Annotated in this window: 11 protein-coding genes; 9 read left to right on the forward strand and 2 right to left on the reverse strand. The window is 42.8% G+C overall.

What is annotated here, in order from left to right; all coding sequences use genetic code 11:
* The first annotated feature begins 3 nt into the window (after positions 1–3).
* From I2I04_RS22525 to I2I04_RS22535, 3 genes are all read left to right on the forward strand, one after another.
* Positions 4–828: an Rpn family recombination-promoting nuclease/putative transposase gene (locus tag I2I04_RS22525; RefSeq protein WP_195471724.1), complete on the forward strand. Its 825-nt coding sequence runs from the start codon at positions 4–6 to the stop codon at positions 826–828.
* Between the two features lie 168 nt (positions 829–996).
* Complete coding sequence (locus I2I04_RS22530; RefSeq protein ID WP_185911436.1) at positions 997–3204, forward strand: DUF5686 family protein; 2208 nt, start codon at positions 997–999, stop codon at positions 3202–3204.
* A 206-nt stretch (positions 3205–3410) separates the two neighbouring features.
* Positions 3411–4541 carry a retron St85 family RNA-directed DNA polymerase gene (locus I2I04_RS22535; RefSeq protein ID WP_195655902.1) on the forward strand — a complete coding sequence of 377 codons (1131 nt, stop codon included), beginning with the start codon at positions 3411–3413 and terminating at the stop codon, positions 4539–4541.
* Positions 4542–4570: 29 nt separating this feature from the next.
* On the opposite strand, the gene I2I04_RS22540 is transcribed toward I2I04_RS22535, so the two are convergent.
* Positions 4571–10540 carry a DUF3320 domain-containing protein gene (locus I2I04_RS22540; protein ID WP_195655903.1) on the reverse strand — a complete coding sequence of 1990 codons (5970 nt, stop codon included), beginning with the start codon at positions 10538–10540 and terminating at the stop codon, positions 4571–4573.
* 96 nt (positions 10541–10636) lie between these two features.
* Between I2I04_RS22540 and rpsA the strand changes: the two genes are divergently transcribed.
* The 6 genes from rpsA (at position 10637) to I2I04_RS22570 (ending at position 16558) form a co-directional block, all read left to right on the forward strand.
* The gene (gene rpsA / locus I2I04_RS22545) at positions 10637–12436 is read left to right on the forward strand and encodes a 30S ribosomal protein S1 (protein ID WP_195655904.1); all 1800 of its coding nucleotides are present in this window, start codon (positions 10637–10639) and stop codon (positions 12434–12436) included.
* A gap of 156 nt (positions 12437–12592) precedes the next feature.
* Positions 12593–13531: a ribonuclease Z gene (locus tag I2I04_RS22550; RefSeq protein ID WP_143258157.1), complete on the forward strand. Its 939-nt coding sequence runs from the start codon at positions 12593–12595 to the stop codon at positions 13529–13531.
* On the forward strand, positions 13521–15062 hold the full coding sequence (locus I2I04_RS22555; RefSeq protein ID WP_229092228.1) for a L,D-transpeptidase family protein: 1542 nt from the start codon (positions 13521–13523) through the stop codon (positions 15060–15062). The genes I2I04_RS22550 and I2I04_RS22555 overlap by 11 nt, the downstream gene beginning before the upstream one ends.
* 24 nt (positions 15063–15086) lie before the next feature.
* On the forward strand, positions 15087–15638 hold the full coding sequence (locus tag I2I04_RS22560) for an RNA polymerase sigma factor (RefSeq protein ID WP_008016827.1): 552 nt from the start codon (positions 15087–15089) through the stop codon (positions 15636–15638).
* Positions 15639–15685: 47 nt separating this feature from the next.
* Positions 15686–16063: a hypothetical protein gene (locus I2I04_RS22565; RefSeq protein WP_143258158.1), complete on the forward strand. Its 378-nt coding sequence runs from the start codon at positions 15686–15688 to the stop codon at positions 16061–16063.
* A gap of 27 nt (positions 16064–16090) precedes the next feature.
* Positions 16091–16558, forward strand: a complete 468-nt coding sequence (locus I2I04_RS22570) for a hypothetical protein (RefSeq protein WP_143258159.1) — start codon at positions 16091–16093, stop codon at positions 16556–16558.
* A gap of 105 nt (positions 16559–16663) precedes the next feature.
* On the opposite strand, the gene I2I04_RS22575 is transcribed toward I2I04_RS22570, so the two are convergent.
* The coding region (locus tag I2I04_RS22575; RefSeq protein ID WP_195655905.1) for a transposase at positions 16664–17062 on the reverse strand (399 nt) is incomplete at its 5' end.

Consider the following 17062-nt stretch of genomic DNA (forward strand, 5'->3'; position numbering starts at 1 on the left):
ATAATGGGAAGATTTATCAATCCCTTTACCGATTTTGGCTTTAAGTTTTTATTCGGCAGAGAGGTAGAAAAGGAGTTATTAATCGACTTCTTGAATGATTTGCTCGTAGGAGAGCATATAATTACCGACATCCAGTTCCTAAACAACGAACAGCAGCCGGAAGTAAAAACAGAACGAGGACTTATCTATGATATATATTGTAGAACCAACACGGGGGAACATATTATCGTAGAAATGCAGAACCGGGAACAGCCTTACTTTAAAGACCGTGCCCTTTTCTATCTCTCTAGGGCTATTACCCAACAAGCGAGAAAAGGGATTTGGAACTTTCAATTAGATGCTGTGTACGGAGTGTTCTTCATGAACTTCGTGATGGACAAGGATATACCCTCTAAAATCAGAACGGATGTTGTCCTTTCTGACAGGGATACAGGTAAGCTTTTCAATAGTAAGTTCCGGCAGATTTTTATTGAATTGCCGAACTTTAATAAAGAAGAGGATGAATGTGAAAATGATTTTGAACGCTGGATTTATATATTAAAGCACATGGATACACTTGATCGAATGCCTTTCAAGGCTCGCAAAGCCGTTTTTGAACGACTGGAAAAGTTAGCCTCCAAAGCGAATATGACCCAGGAGGAAAGAATGCAGTACGAGGAAGAATGGAAAGTGTACAACGATTATTTTAATACGTTGGACTTTGCAGAACAAAAAGGAATGCAAAAAGGTATACGAGAAACAGCCCGTAAATTGAAAGAATTAGGAGTGGATGATGATATTATCATAAAATCTACGGGTATTTCGAAAGAAGAAATAGAGAAATTATAATCTTTCTCCTATTATTAATAGACGACTCATGCATTCAAACATGAGTCGTTTTTGTTTATTCTTATATTTATATTAATCCGGTGTGAAAAGCTTCCTTCCCCTGATAACTCTTTTTAGTAGCTTAATTCCATTGCTTTTCGATATTCTTTTTTATATTTGCCTACGTTAATGAAGGAGATACGACAATTGAGAGATAAAATATTGATAGGATGCATATTGTGTCTGTTCTCTTTTATATCAAAAGGGGCAGCCAATAATTATATAATGAATCCTTATACCCATCAGGAAATCTCTGCCGACTCCATTATAGAACGTGTGATGACCTTTGCGCCTTTGTATGAAACGATAGTCAGCGATTATCGTGCGAACCTATATATAAAAGGTAAGATGGACATTCAGAAAAAGAATTTTATTCTCCGCTATGTACCTTCTATGTTTCGTTTGCAAAAGGGTGTTCGCGAATATCTGCTTGAAACATACAGTGACCTGCATTATACAGCTCCCAATATTTACGACCAAAAAGTAAAAGCCTCTCAAGGAACTGTGAGGGGAAACAGAGGATTGCCGGGTTTGCTCGAATACTTTAATGTAAATATCTACTCTTCTTCTTTGCTGAATGATGAACGCTTGCTATCACCACTGGCTAAAAACGGGCAGAAATATTATAAGTATCGGATAGACAGCGTAATGGGAGATCCTAACAATCTGGATTATCGGATACGTTTCATTCCCCGTACCAAGAGCGATCAGTTGGTGGGTGGTTATATGGTGGTCAGCAGTAACGTCTGGAGTGTTCGTGAAATTCGTTTTTCGGGAAGATCGGAACTGATAACATTTACCTGTTGGATTAAGATGGGAGATGTCGGCAAGAAAAATGAATTCCTGCCGGTGCGCTATGACGTAGAAGCTCTTTTCAAATTCCTCGGAAATAAGGTGGATGGTAATTATACAGCTTCTTTAGATTATAAATCCATCGAACTGAAAGAAAAAAAGGTACGTAAGAAAGAGAAGAGGAAATATAATCTTTCGGAATCTTTCTCTTTACAGTGTGATACGAATGCTTATAAGACGGATGCCTCTACCTTTGCTATCTTGCGTCCGATTCCTTTGAACGAAAGTGAGAAGAAACTATATTTCGACAATGCGCTTAGACGTGACACGGCTACTATACAAAAGCCATCCAAGAGTCAGGCCTTTTGGGGAACGATGGGTGATTTGATGGTAGAAGATTATAAATTCAATTTGTCCAATATCGGAAGCGTACGGTTTTCTCCGTTTATAAATCCGCTCTTATTCAGTTATAGCGGAAGCAACGGTTTGTCTTATCGACAGGATTTCCGCTACAACCGCCTTTTCAGAGGGGATAAATTACTTCGTATCGTGCCGAAGCTTGGATACAACTTTACGCGTAAGGAGTTCTATTGGTCATTGAATGCCGACTTTGAATACTGGCCGCAGAAACGGGGATTCTTCCGGTTGAACGTGGGTAATGGTAATCGTATCTATAGCAGTAAGGTGTTGGACGAACTGAAAGCTATGCCGGATAGTATCTTTAATTTCGATTTAATTCATCTTGATTATTTCAAGGACTTGTATTTTAACTTCCGCCATACAGTTGAGGTGGTCAACGGACTGGATATCAGTCTGGGTTTCTCTGCCCATAAAAGAACAGCAGTAGAGCCTTCCCGTTTTGTGATTACCGGTGATTATCCGATGCCGCCTCCGGAGTTTATGGATAAATTCAAGAACACTTATATCAGTTTCGCTCCCCGCATCCGGATAGAGTGGACGCCGGGACTCTATTATTATATGAACGGAAAGCGGAAGATAAACTTGCATTCTATCTATCCAACCTTTTCGGTCGATTATGAACGGGGAATTAAAGGAGTATTTAAAAGTACGGGCGAATATGAAAGAATAGAGTTTGACCTTCAGCATCAAATCCGGATGGGATTGATGCGTAATATTTATTATCGTTTCGGATTCGGAGCATTCACCAATCAGGATGAGTTGTATTTTGTGGACTTTGCCAATTTCTCCCGCCATAATCTTCCCGTAGGCTGGAATGATGAAATCGGCGGAGTATTTCAGGTGCTTGACTCACGTTGGTATAACTCCTCCCGTCGTTATGTGCGGGGACATTTCACCTACGAAGCTCCGTTCCTTATTCTCCGGCATCTGATGAAGTACACCCGTTATGTGCAAAACGAGCGTATTTATATCAGTGCACTTTCTATGCCGCATCTTCAGCCTTATCTGGAAGTCGGATATGGCATCGGTACGCATATTTTCGACGTGGGAGTCTTCGTAAGCAGCGAAAACTGGAAATTCGGAGGAATAGGCTGTAAGTTCACGTTTGAGTTGTTCAACCGATAGTTTTTCTCTTTCCGGTTGTTTTATCGAAAGATTATACTTATCTTTGTATAAGAGAGGATGAGGGCCGAATTTAGCATCAAAGAGGTGTAGTCGCCTCGTAAGCACAGGTATTTTTCCTAGAAAATAAATTCTAAGGTATAAATACCTAAATTTATTTTAGTAAATAACTCATCCTCTCTTCTCTTTGTTTATATACATAATACAAAATGGACGGAATTCTAATAACGATATTTATTGTCACTGGTTTCCTGATTTATAAGATGATTTCCTCAAGCAGGAAACAAGAGGGGTATAAAAGATGGAAAGCGACAGACGGTAGTAAGGAAGAAAAGACGACTAAAGTAAAATGGGGGCATGGAACTTGGCTTAGGCATGCTTTGGGAGCGACAGTTCCAAGAACACAGTATATTCAAAAGTATGATGAATCGGCTGTCGTCTGGTGTGCCAATCTGTTGGGAATAGAAACGGGACAGTTGAAGGAAATACTGCAAAATGTTTCTGCGCATTACCGGGAGTTTTGGATGAGAAAAAGAAAAGGAGGGTATCGTATGATCTCTGCTCCTAACAAAAAATTGCAATCCATTCAAACGACTATTAATTCTCGTATATTATCACCTGTAACAATGATTCATCCGGCAGCGATAGGTTTCCGGAACGGTTATTCTGTGGTCGACAATGCCAATCCTCATTTGGGAAAACGGTATGTGTTGAAAATGGATATTCATGATTTTTTCTTTTCTATACGGAGTCCGAGAGTGAAAAAGACATTTGAGAAGATCGGTTATCCGGAAAATGTATCTAAAGTATTGGGAACGTTGTGTTGTTTGCACAGACACTTGCCGCAGGGAGCACCTACAAGTCCGTCATTAAGCAATATCGTTGGTTATGAGATGGATAGGAAATTGACAGCTTTGGCGGCGGAATACGGATTGACTTATACCCGGTATGCCGATGACTTGACTTTTTCGGGAGATGTATTTCCCAAAGAGCAGATTATTCCCCGTATCAAACAAATCATTCGTGGTGAGAAATTCGAACCGAATCATAAAAAGACCCGTTTCGTCGATGAGCATGGCAAAAAGATTATCACGGGAGTGTCCATCTCTTCCGGTGTGAAACTGACTATCCCTAAAGCTAGAAAGAGGGAAATCCGGAAGAATGTCTATTTCATTCTGACAAAAGGTTTGGCAGAACATCAGCGACGGATTGGTTCGAGTGATCCTGTCTATCTGAAACGGTTGATTGGAGAGCTTTGCTATTGGCGGTCAATAGAACCGGACAATATCTATGTATCCGATTCTATTGCTGCCCTGAAACGTTTGGAGAAAGGGAATTAATCTAAATTTCTGTCACCTGAGTCTACCATTTAATCCACAATCGTAACCCGTTCGTTTTCAATTTTGGCATAATTCCTTTTTACGGCTTCGCGAATACCTCTTTGCATGGCAGCGTCTATGTTCGATCCCATGCGGGCAAAGCCAAATTGTTGTGCACATGCTTTTATCAAATCTGCCACAGGCAGGCTGATGGAGTCTGTCAACAGTTGTCGGATGGCATTGGCTATCTCTTCAGGAGCTATATCTGTCGCTTCCCGGTCGGAAACCGGACGATAAATAGAGTAGGAGATGCATTGCTCTCTATTTTCCCAGCAGAAAACAAGTCCTTCATGTTCGGTGCGATAGATATTCAGTGTATCTAAAGCCGTCTCTATCCGTGTTTCTACCCGTGTTCCCAAGCGACTGATTCCCCATTCGGACAGAATTTTCTTGCAAAGCAATGATTTGCTGACCGGAGCTTCATTCTCTATAATCTTCCGTATTTGAGAAGTGAGGATAGAATAGCTTTCGCTAAAGAAAAAGTCTTCCGGCGAATAGTTGCCTGGAGTGATCTTTGCCGATCGGTACTTTTGCTGTATTCTGTCTCGTGCGGAAGATGTGGAAGCAGTTTGCTTTTCAGAGGTGACAGGTGATGCTTTGAGTACAAATGAAATTTCATTGTTATTTCTTTGTGCGGTCGGTGTTTTGTCCACAGATTCTTTCTCGGCTGTCATTAGGGCAGGATCAATTCCGAAGGTAGTCTTGGCGTTAACCTTTGAACTCTTTTTCCGTGCGATAGCCTCTTGAATAGCTGCCATTACTTCGTCCGGTTTTTCCCACCAGTCCATAGTCCATATCCGGTAGATATCCCATCCGAGTGCTTTTAGTACATTGTTTTGTACAATTTCCCGGTCACGTGCGGTTTTGGTACGTTTATAGTTTTTGCCATCGCAGATAATACCTAATTGATAGTTAGATGTATTTTCTGTGTCAACGATACCTATATCTATTTTGTAACCGGAACATCCGATGTCTGTATGCACAGTGTACCCCAATGAACGCAGTTTATCGGCAATGATATTCTCGATGGAGGCTGCCGCTTCCGTTGATTGGGCTGTCACACTGTTGATTGTATTTCTGGTTCCCTTCTCCGCATATTCGAGGAAACGTTTTAGTCCGGCTACTCCGATAGAAGAAGTCCGGTTCAGGTCAATCATGTCCGCTCTTAAGGTGGAATAGATAATCATCTCATACCGGGCACGGGAAACGGCTACATTCAACCTTCTTTCGCCGCCTACCCGGTTCAGTGGTCCGAAATTCATGCTGACGCGTCCTTCTGCATCCGGACCGTAGCCCACAGAAAAGAGAATAACGTCCCGTTCATCTCCCTGCACATTCTCCAGGTTTTTGATAAACAACGGTTCGTCACATTCCAAAGCAAGAGTTTCCAGTTCGGGATGGAAGATAAAGAGGTCAGAAAGTAAGTCTTCTATCAAGGCTTGCTGGACGATGCTGAAACTCACTACACCGATACTTTTCTTTCTCAATTCCTCGCTTCTCAATCTTCTGGCTATTTCTTCTACCACCGCTTGAGCTTCCGCCCGGTTTTGGCGCGATTTGCCTTTATCATAATAACCGTCGATATTGACCATCCTGACTTTCGATTCAATGTTGTCCGGAGAAGGGAAAGTCATCAGTTTGTTATCGTAATATTCGGAGTTGCTGAAAGCGATGAGGCTCTCGTGCTTGCTTCGATAATGCCACAATAAATATTTTGAAGGGATAGACAAGGCAAGACAGTCGTCAAGAATACTCTCCAAATCTTCCATTTCAATATTATCTTCATCGACGGTGTTGACCGAGAAGAAGTTGGTGGGAGGCATCTGTTTCGGGTCCCCCACAATAATCACGTTTTTGCCTCGGGCAATGGCTCCCACCGCTTCATAAGTAGGCATCTGTGACGCTTCATCAAAGACTATCAAATCGAATTTATCAGCATCCGTATCAATGAATTGAGCAACGGAAAGAGGGCTCATCAGCATACACGGACACATACGCGACAATAAAGTAGGAATCTGGTCGAACAGTTTGCGGATGGATATGCCACGGGCATTGTTGCGGATATTCTTTTGAAGAATACCCACTTCAGAACTTTGGATAGCTTCGTGAGTAAAAGACGGAATGTTGGAAGCCAGTCGCGCAAACAATTCTTTTTTGGTCGTTTCTTCGAATTTGGCAGATATTTGTTTGTATTTAGCAATAATGTCATTGAATATCCTGCCGTTGAATAATTCCAGCGTAGGTTCTTTGGCAATGATATACTGAATAGCCGCCTGATAGAAACTCTTGCGGAACCTGTCTGTTAGTTGGTCGGTAGGGATATTCTTTTCCTTATATTCTGTCGCGATAAATCCGATTCCCAGCTTATTCAGAGTTTGGTATGCTTGTAACCACTGATACCAGTCTTTGAGCTTGCCGAGGTTATCTTTCCAAGTTTGGGCTTTTGATAGCGCGATTGTTATCCAGTCGGCCGAATGACTATAAAGCTCTTCTGTTGATACACCCAACGTGCCGGACAACTTCTTTTCAATAGCTGTGAGTGTATCCGACAACTGATACAGTTCATTGAAAGAGTGAGCATGCATATCTCTGAATGTTTGAATTCCTTCTGTGAGTTGTACAGACAAATTCTGTTTGATTTGTGACACTTTGGCAATGTCTTTTGCGTAATTCAACAAATGCGAATGAAGAGAAGTCATGTCATTGATAATCTGCTCAATGGCAGTCCAATCCTCATTCTTGCCGAATCGTCCGAACACGGAGGGGAGTTGGCCGGTGTATTTCTGAACAGCTTCAGCTTCTTCCTGATACCGGATAATCCGGTAAAGTAGAGGTTTGATATCTTCTGTTTCAATCGTTTTTAAAGCATAGATATGGATGGCCTTTCTGATTTTCCGCTGTCCGAAATATCTGGGAAGGAACCACTGATCGGATACCCGGTTCCATTCGGCTACCATCTGCTTTGCGTTGAGGGATAGAATCTCTTTAGTAAATCCGGCCTCTATTTCTTTTCTTTGTTCATCACGTTTTTGACCATGAACCACCACTTCACGATATTCATTCAGCGTTTCATTCAATAACGGCAGAGTCAGCAATCCCGGAGTCAGCTCCGGAATATCGAGTATTTTCCGAATGATACAGGCAATCGTTTGGAAATCCTTGCGTGTAGGATGTATATCCGTGTCTTTCAGAAGTATGGAAAATACATGCGACTTCTGCCGGATGGTATTTAATAAATCAATGAAACCGGTAAGTAATTGGGAGGCTTCTTCTTTACCGGCAGATGAATACTCGGAAATCGAGATACCTGTTAATGGATGTTGATAAGGGTGTCCACACGCATTGGCGGTTCTGACTAACGATTCGATGGCCTCTTCCCATTGCGCAAATGTATCTTTGTCCAATGTATCCAGATAGGGTTGTGGAATATCAAAACAAGCTTCGACGTCCACAGATTGATAATGGATAATGGCGTCGTATAGTGAGATTCCGAACGGATATTCTTTGTGTAGGGCTTCGATATACTGATTCAGTTCCGCCCGCAAATTCAGCAAACGTTCCGCTTCCTTTTTGAATTCTTCGGGAGGTGCCTGCCTGATAATTTCCGTTGTTTCTTTCAATTGTGAGATAACAGCGGATTTTTTTGTCTTGTTGGAATGAATTTCCAAACAGAACGGAGCTAAACCGATAGCCGCCAATCGGTTTTGAACAACGGAGAGAGCTGCCATTTTTTCCGCAACGAATAAGACACGTTTTCCTTTGTAAAGCGCGTTGGCGATGATATTGGTAATCGTTTGTGATTTGCCCGTTCCCGGAGGGCCGTGCAGGATAAAAGTTTTATCGTGTACAGCTTCATAGATAGCTTCCAATTGCGAAGAATCGGCAATGATAGGCAATACGATGTCTGTTGGTGACAGTTGTTTGTCCATATCCGTTGCGTCTATTCCTTCTGTTGCGGCTTCCCACTCTATCTTTCCGTTGATGAGGCTTGAAACAATTTTGTTCTGGACCAGTTTATTGGCATTATTGTGAATATCATTCCACATGATGAACTTGTTGAAAGAGAAGATGCCTAAGATGGCCTGCTCTTCCACATCCCATTTACGCTGGTTCTTGATACTGTTGCGAATGATGGAATAAATCAGTTTGACGTTGACGCCGCTTTCATCGGTGGGCAACGGGTCCAATCCCGATACGGTAATTCCGAAGTTTTGGCGAAGCATTTCTAATAACGTAATATTCATCATCGTTTCCTCTTCCCTGGAACGGATCACATAGCCTTTAGCTGCCGACTTACGGATGATTTCAACGGGTATTAGCAGGATGGGAGCGTAGCGGGGACGTTCGCTGGAAGGAGTCTCGTACCATTTCAAAAGTCCGAGAGCCAGATAAAGAGTGTTGGCTCCATTCTCTTCGATAGAAGTACGTGAAGAACGGTATAAATGCGTCAATGCTTTGCCTAAATCGTTCTCGGACAGATAAAAGCGCAGTCTTTTCTGCGAAAGCTCCGAGTTGATGAAACCAACCACCGGGTCAGACTCCGGTACGGAGGAATAAATGCCGAAATCTATCGCCGGGCTTTCCCAATCGGCAGGGCGGTGCAGGATGCGGAACTCTTCTCCGTCAGCCAATGCGTCTTCCAGGCAAGCCAGATTAGCCGGGATCAGTTGGAGCGTGTTCTTGGTAATCCGGATATTCAGCAGGTTGTTGCGAAGGCTCAAGTCCAGCAACCGCCTTTCCCACAACAGTTGTTTGGTGATTACGGTCTGGGTCTCATTGCCCGATAAATCATATGGATTGATACTTTGCGGAGTGGCATGAACGGTACTTTTCTGAATGTTGGTCTCTTTTTCTTCGACCTCCCATACCTGTCCGTGCAAAATACGTTGAGGGATAGGACGTACACCCGAATATCTCGCTCTCTTGATGTCTATTGCAAGGAGGAAGTTATTCCCGTCCGTCAACTTTCCGTTTGCTTTCTTCACCGCATCGTCGAAATCGGACGAATGTCCCATGTTCATGCAAGTCGTTTCAACCAAAGTAATGTCGTAGATTCCTTCCGCTGTTCTTTTCGTTAATAGAGAAACATCATCAATCGTAGGATCCGGAAAAGTTTCCGGTACCAGCCAGGCTCCGGCGAAAGCGTGTCCTTGAGTGATGATGATTAAAGCATTCAGCCCGATTGCCTCCAGACAAGAAGCATAAAGCAAAGCCATATCCAGGCAGGTTCCCAATTTCTGTGCCATCACAGAATCGGCTAACCGGACGCGCTGCCCATATTCTTCGAAACTGGCAGGAACGGTACTGTATATAATCTGTTGCTCCGCGATAGCTGTATAGATGGCAGCCATCTGTTTCCTCACCCTGTCCGGAGTTCGGCTTTGATATTCATCGAGAGACGGATTGTCAGTCCACTGTCCCAGGATGGAAGCAGCTCTTTTAATAATCGGCAAGATAGCCGTATGATTGGGAGTGATGAAAGCAGCCAGCATTTCGGGCAATACGTTGAGCCCGCCCCATTGGTCGTATGCCAGGATGTCGATAGGATATGTTTGGCAGAATATCGGTTCCGCTTCAGCGGTAATTTCAATTTTCAGGTTGCCGGATAAACGTTCGGTCAGTTGTGTGAAGTAGTTGGCGGACAACGTGAGATTGAATGACGACAGACCGACCGAACCGTTTGCCGGAATCTGTTCCACAGCCATCGGAGTGGCGTTTCCGAAAGTCGGTTCTGTCGTGATTGATACCTGAATGTCCTTCAGTGGGGCAGATGTCGTGTTCTCAATAGAAAGCTGATGAATGATCGATGCACCGTTTTGTTGTATCGCAAAATTAATAAGCGGTAAATAGTCGCATTGCACCTTGACTTTGTCCAATCTCTCGTCCATGGCAAAAACAGTATAAATTAAAAATTGCAATATTACAAAAAATACGGATATAAGTCTCTTTTCTTCTGCCATTCTTTTGTCAATCAAGAAAATATTTCTACCTTTGCGCCCGATTTATAGATAATATAATGTCTTATTTAATTAAAGTATTAAACAATTTTATTATTAATGGAAAACTTAAAGAACGTAGCTCCTATTGAAGATTTCAACTGGGATGCTTATGAAAATGGCGAAACAGTAACCAACGTTAGCCACGATGAACTTGAAAAAGCTTACGACGGTACGCTTAACAAAGTGAACGACCGTGAGGTTGTTGACGGAACCGTAATCGCAATGAACAAGCGTGAAGTAGTTGTGAACATCGGTTACAAATCAGACGGTATCATCCCTTTGAATGAATTCCGTTACAATCCGGACCTGAAAGTAGGTGATACAGTAGAAGTATACATCGAAAACCAGGAAGACAAAAAAGGACAGCTCGTTCTGTCACACAGAAAAGCCCGCGCTACTCGTTCTTGGGATCGCGTTAACGCTGCTCTGGAAAATGAAGAAATTATCAAGGGATTCATCAAGTGCCGCACGAAGGGTGGTATGATCGTAGACGTATTCGGAATCGAAGCATTCTTGCCGGGTTCTCAGATCGACGTTAAACCGATCCGCGACTATGATGTATTCGTTGGCAAAACAATGGAATTCAAAGTGGTTAAAATCAACCAGGAATTCAAAAACGTTGTTGTATCTCACAAGGCTCTTATCGAAGCTGAACTGGAACAACAGAAGAAAGAAATCATCGGTAAACTTGAAAAAGGACAAGTTCTTGAAGGAACTGTTAAAAATATCACATCTTACGGTGTATTCATCGACCTTGGTGGCGTAGACGGTTTGATCCACATCACTGACCTTTCTTGGGGACGCGTTAGCGATCCGAAAGAAGTGGTTGAACTGGATCAGAAGCTCAACGTTGTTATCCTTGACTTCGATGACGAAAAGAAACGTATCGCTCTTGGCTTGAAACAACTGACTCCGCACCCATGGGATGCTCTTGATACTGACTTGAAGGTTGGTGACAAGGTGAAAGGTAAAGTGGTCGTTATGGCTGACTATGGCGCATTCATCGAAATCGCTCCGGGCGTAGAAGGTTTGATCCACGTTTCAGAAATGTCTTGGAGCCAACACCTGCGTTCTGCACAAGATTTCATGAAGGTAGGCGACGAAGTAGAAGCTGTTGTTCTTACACTTGACCGTGAAGAACGTAAGATGTCTTTGGGTATCAAACAACTGAAACAAGATCCATGGGAAACTATCGAAGAAAAGTATCCTGTAGGTTCTAAGCATACTGCAAAAGTACGTAACTTCACTAACTTCGGTGTATTCGTAGAAATCGAAGAAGGTGTAGACGGCTTGATCCACATCTCTGACCTTTCTTGGACTAAGAAAGTAAAACACCCGTCAGAATTTACTCAGATTGGTGCTGACATCGAAGTTCAGGTATTGGAAATCGACAAAGAAAACCGTCGCTTGAGCCTTGGACACAAACAACTCGAAGAAAATCCTTGGGATGTATTCGAAACAGTGTTCACTGTAGGTTCTGTACACGAAGGTACTATCATCGAAATGTTGGATAAGGGTGCTGTTGTAGCTCTTCCTTACGGTGTAGAAGGTTTCGCAACTCCGAAACACCTTGTAAAAGAAGACGGTTCACAAGCACAGTTGGATGAGAAACTTGAATTCAAAGTGATCGAGTTCAACAAAGACGCTAAGAGAATCATCCTGTCTCACAGCCGTATCTTCGAAGATGTAGCTAAAGCTGAAGAAAGAGCAGAAAAGAAAGCTACTTCTGGCGCAAAGAAAGCATCTTCTGGTAAGAGAGAAGATTCTCCGATGATCCAAAACCAAGCTGCTTCAACTACTTTGGGCGACATCGACGCTCTGGCTGCATTGAAAGAACAGTTGGAAGGAAAGAAATAATCTGAACAGAATATTTTCTAATGAAGGCGCTCCCGTTTGGGGGCGCCTTTTTCTATTCACCATATCCTTCTTATCCTCTGCGTCCTCCGTGGTGAATAGAAAAAAAAGTTTCATCCTTTGCAAGATTGAATCTGAAATGCTTTATCTTTGCATACCATGGAAAAATTTGAGTTACATATATTGGGATGCGGTTCCGCTTTGCCTACCACGCGACATTTTGCGACCTCTCAAGTCGTAAACTTGCGTGAAAAACTATTTATGATTGATTGTGGCGAGGGAGCACAGATGCAATTACGCCGTTCGCGACTGAAATTTTCCCGATTAAATCATATCTTCATCTCTCATTTACATGGTGACCATTGTTTCGGATTGTTGGGGTTGATCTCTACATTCGGATTATTGGGAAGAACAGCCGATTTACATATCCATTCTCCAAGAGGACTGGAAGAGTTGTTTGCGCCGATGCTTGCTTTCTTTTGCAAGACTTTGACTTATAAGGTGTTCTTCCATGAATTCGAAACGAAAGAACCGATGCTCATTTACGATGACCGTTCGGTGACTGTAACCACAATCCCTTTAAAACATCGAATTCCCTGTTGCGGTTTCCTTTTTGAAGAGAAACAGCGTCCGAATCATATTATCAGAGATATGGTGGATTTTTATAAAGTCCCGGTCTATGAACTGAACCGCATCAAGAACGGAGCAGACTTTGTAACTCCCGAAGGAGAAGTAATACCCAATTTACGTCTGACCCGTCCATCGGCTCCGGCTCGTAAATATGCTTATTGTTCTGATACAATCTATCGCCCGTCACTTGCCGAACAAATCAAAAATGTAGATTTGCTTTTCCATGAGGCTACCTTTGCGCAGACAGAGCAGGCACGGGCCAAGGAAACTTATCATACTACGGCTGCACAAGCCGCACAACTTGCCTTGGACGCCAATGTGAGACAATTGGTGATCGGACACTTTTCAGCCCGTTACGAGGATGAATCTATTCTGCTTAATGAAGCGTCCGGCATTTTCCCGCAAACCATTTTGGCGAAAGAAAATCTGTGTATTGACGTTGATGGAGGAACTGTGTATGAGAAATAGATGCCTGCTTTGGGGAGCGGTAATCCTATTTATCGCTTGTCTGGCAGCCTGTAAAAAAGAGAAACCCCAATCTCCGATACCGGACTCACTGTCTTCCCTGCAAGAACTGTTCAACCCTGCTTATCAAATAGATGCCGACAGTATTCGTCTAATGATTCGTTCCTGCTTGAACGAAAACCCCATAACTCCTTGGGATTCGGCTTTGCTGGCCCATTATCGGGAAAAAGATGAATTCTTCTGGTTGAATGACTCGCTCGTGTCCGATAGACCTGCCACACAGGTGGCGGACTCTATGTTGTTCTGGTTGGGAGACATCTCACGGCATGGCATTAATCCGAATCTTTATCCTGTGGATAGCCTCCGTGAGAGATTGCAACAGATACGTTCTTTGAAGTTACAGGAAGGAAAGACAATGAACCGTCTGTTGGCAGATGTGGAATATCAGTTGACAGCCGCTTATCTTTCGTATGTGTGCCAGTTGAAATTTGGCTTCTTGCCTTCGGAACGCAGATGGAATGATTCAGTCAATCATATTCCCCTGAAGCATTGTGATGCTGCTTTTGCAAATGCCGCCCTCGATTCATTGCGCGCAAATCCCAATGCCGCTTTTCGTGGAGCACAGCCTTCTTCTCCATTTTATCGCAAGATGCAGGAAGAACTGGTTCGTGTGAACGCCTGGGGGAAAACAGACACTACGGATTATTACCGGGATCGTCTGTTGGTAAATATGGAGCGGGCACGTTGGCAATATGCATTGGATAAAGGACAGAAATATGTGATAGCCAATGTGGCGGCATTCATGTTGCAGGCGGTCAACGAAGAAACGGATTCTATTCTGGAGATGCGTATCTGTGTGGGAACTGTGAAGAATAAAACGCCTCTCCTGTCGAGCAGGATTTATTATATGGAGCTGAATCCGTACTGGAATGTACCTCAAAGTATTATCCGGAAAGAAATCATCCCTACTTATCGCAGAGATACGACCTATTTCACCCGTAACCGCATGAAGGTGTATGACAAGAACGGCTTACAAGTGAATCCTCATCAGATTAATTGGGCTAAATATGCAGGAAAAGGTGTACCTTATACGGTGAAGCAGGACAATAAAACGGGGAATTCATTGGGACGCATCATCTTCCGTTTCCCTAATCCTCATTCCGTATATCTGCACGATACTCCTTCCCGCTGGGCTTTCACGCGAAAGAATCGTGCAGTGAGCCACGGTTGCGTACGTCTTCAGAAAGCACTCGACTTTGCTTTCTTCCTGCTGAAAGAGCCGGATGAATTATTGGAAGACCGTATCCGCATTGCAATGGATATCAAGCCGGTGAGTGAAGAGGGGAAGAAGCTGCCCGTCAGTTCGGCCTACCGTGAACTGAAACATTATAGTTTAGAGAAATATATACCTTTATTTATAGATTATCAGACGGTTTATCTGTCTGCCGATAATAATTTGAGGTATTGTGAGGACATTTATAAATATGATCCGTCTTTACTAGAGGCAATGAACAACCTGAATTTGAAACCATAAATAAACATACAGATACAAGAGATTATGATTCCTTATAACGAACGCGAAGTTCTGAAACTCCTTCAGGAGGAGAGTACACAGCGGAAAGGATTTGAAATGATTGTGGCGCAGTATAGCGAGCAATTGTATTGGCAAATCCGCCGGATGGTACTGTCGCATGAGGATGCGAACGATCTCCTGCAAAACACTTTCATCAAGGCATGGACGAATATCGATTATTTCCGTGCCGAGGCGAAACTGTCTACCTGGCTCTATCGCATCGCACTGAACGAATGTCTTACCTTTCTGAATAAGCAGCGCGCTATGACTACCGTGGATATTGACGATCCTGAAGCTGCGATTGTGCAGAAGCTGGAAAGTGACTCCTACTTTTCGGGCGACGAAATACAGTTGTGTCTGCAAAAAGCTCTATTGACTTTGCCGGAAAAACAGCGTATGGTGTTCAACCTGAAATATTATCAGGAAATGAAATACGAAGAGATGTCGGAAATCTTCGGTACATCGGTTGGTGCGCTCAAAGCGTCATATCATCATGCGGTGAAGAAAATAGAGAAGTTTTTAGAAGAAATAGATTAAACCTTTTAAATTGGACGGTGTCTAAGAAAAAGAGAGGAGAAAAACGTATGAAAGAAGAAGATATCCTATTGAAGAAGCTTGGTAAGGAGAATTCCTTCAAAGTGCCTGATGGTTACTTTGAAAACCTGACTTCGGAGGTAATGAATAAACTTCCTGAAAAAGAAAAAATAGTTTTCAAGGAAGAACCTGTCAGCACATGGACAAGACTGAAACCATTGCTCTATCTCGCTGCTATGTTTGTAGGTGCGGCCCTGATTATCCGGGTAGCGTCGACAGATCACAAACCTGTTGCGGTCGATGAAGTGGCGGTGATGGAGGTAGATACTGAAGTCGTATCGGACGAAATGCTGGATGTGGCACTGGACCGTGCTATGCTGGATGATTATTCGTTATATGTTTATTTGAGTGATGCAAGTGTAGAATGATTTATTAAAACTGATTGAATACAGAAAATGAGAAAACTAATCGCATTGGTTGTTTTGTTGTGTGGCTTTATGCCCGTTCTTTGGGCTGCTGATGGATGTGATCAGCATTTATCCCGGGAGGAGTTCAGGGCAAAACAAAAGGCATTCATTATCGAACAGGCTGGATTGACTAAAGAAGAGGCAGCCAAGTTCTTTCCCGTCTATTTTGAACTTCAGGATAAGAAGAAGAAACTGAATGATGAATCGTGGGATTTGATGCGCAAAGGCAAGGATGATAAGACAACGGAAGCTCAATATGCAGAAATCAATGAAAAAGTTGCCAACAATCGTATTGCTGCCGACCAGCTTGATAAGACTTATCTGGGTAAATTCAAGAAGATTCTTTCCAGTAAGAAGATATTTCTCGTGCAGCGCGCGGAAATGCGCTTCCACCGGGAGATGATAAAAGGAATGAATCGTGGCAAGGACAAAGGAGACGATTCGAAGAAGAAATAAAGAAAAAAACAGAATGTCTAATTCATATGAATAGACGTTCTTTTTGAGTGACACTGTCCACAATTTTGTGTAAATGGAAACCGGGATTCAGTTGTAAGTTTCCTCTTATATCTGTATTCTGTTTTCAAAAATAAGCATAAATTGGTTCATAATCAATCCCCAGTTATGAATTGGCTGCGTCCATTTCTTCTCAATCTCCATCAGTGACAGATATACAGTTTTCTTCACGGCATCATCCGAAGGGAATGAAAGCTTTGATTTCGTGTACTTTCTGATTTTTCCGTTGAGATTTTCAATAAGATTTGTGGTATAGATTATTTTTCTGATTTCCAATGGAAACTGGAAGAAAACCGTCAGATCATCCCAGTTGTTTCTCCATGAAAGTACGGCATAAGGATACTTTCCTCCCCACTTCTTTTCCAGATTATCAAGCTCTGCTGCAGCCACCTCTTTGTTGGGTGCATTATAGATATTCTTCATATCTGCCGTAAACTCTTTTTTGTC

The organism is Bacteroides sp. 1001136B_160425_E2 (genome assembly GCF_015559655.1).
GTDB classification, from domain to species: Bacteria; Bacteroidota; Bacteroidia; order Bacteroidales; family Bacteroidaceae; genus Bacteroides; species Bacteroides luhongzhouii.

Coding starts and splice junctions, on each gene's coding strand:
- I2I04_RS22555 (WP_229092228.1), top strand. CDS start 13,521: ATGAGAAATAGATGCCTGCTTTGGGGAGCGGTAATCCTATTTATCGCT.
- I2I04_RS22570 (WP_143258159.1), top strand. CDS start 16,091: ATGAGAAAACTAATCGCATTGGTTGTTTTGTTGTGTGGCTTTATGCCC.
- I2I04_RS22525 (WP_195471724.1), top strand. CDS start 4: ATGGGAAGATTTATCAATCCCTTTACCGATTTTGGCTTTAAGTTTTTA.
- rpsA (WP_195655904.1), top strand. CDS start 10,637: ATGGAAAACTTAAAGAACGTAGCTCCTATTGAAGATTTCAACTGGGAT.
- I2I04_RS22560 (WP_008016827.1), top strand. CDS start 15,087: ATGATTCCTTATAACGAACGCGAAGTTCTGAAACTCCTTCAGGAGGAG.
- I2I04_RS22540 (WP_195655903.1), bottom strand. CDS start 10,540: ATGGCAGAAGAAAAGAGACTTATATCCGTATTTTTTGTAATATTGCAA.
- I2I04_RS22535 (WP_195655902.1), top strand. CDS start 3,411: ATGGACGGAATTCTAATAACGATATTTATTGTCACTGGTTTCCTGATT.
- I2I04_RS22565 (WP_143258158.1), top strand. CDS start 15,686: ATGAAAGAAGAAGATATCCTATTGAAGAAGCTTGGTAAGGAGAATTCC.
- I2I04_RS22530 (WP_185911436.1), top strand. CDS start 997: ATGAAGGAGATACGACAATTGAGAGATAAAATATTGATAGGATGCATA.
- I2I04_RS22550 (WP_143258157.1), top strand. CDS start 12,593: ATGGAAAAATTTGAGTTACATATATTGGGATGCGGTTCCGCTTTGCCT.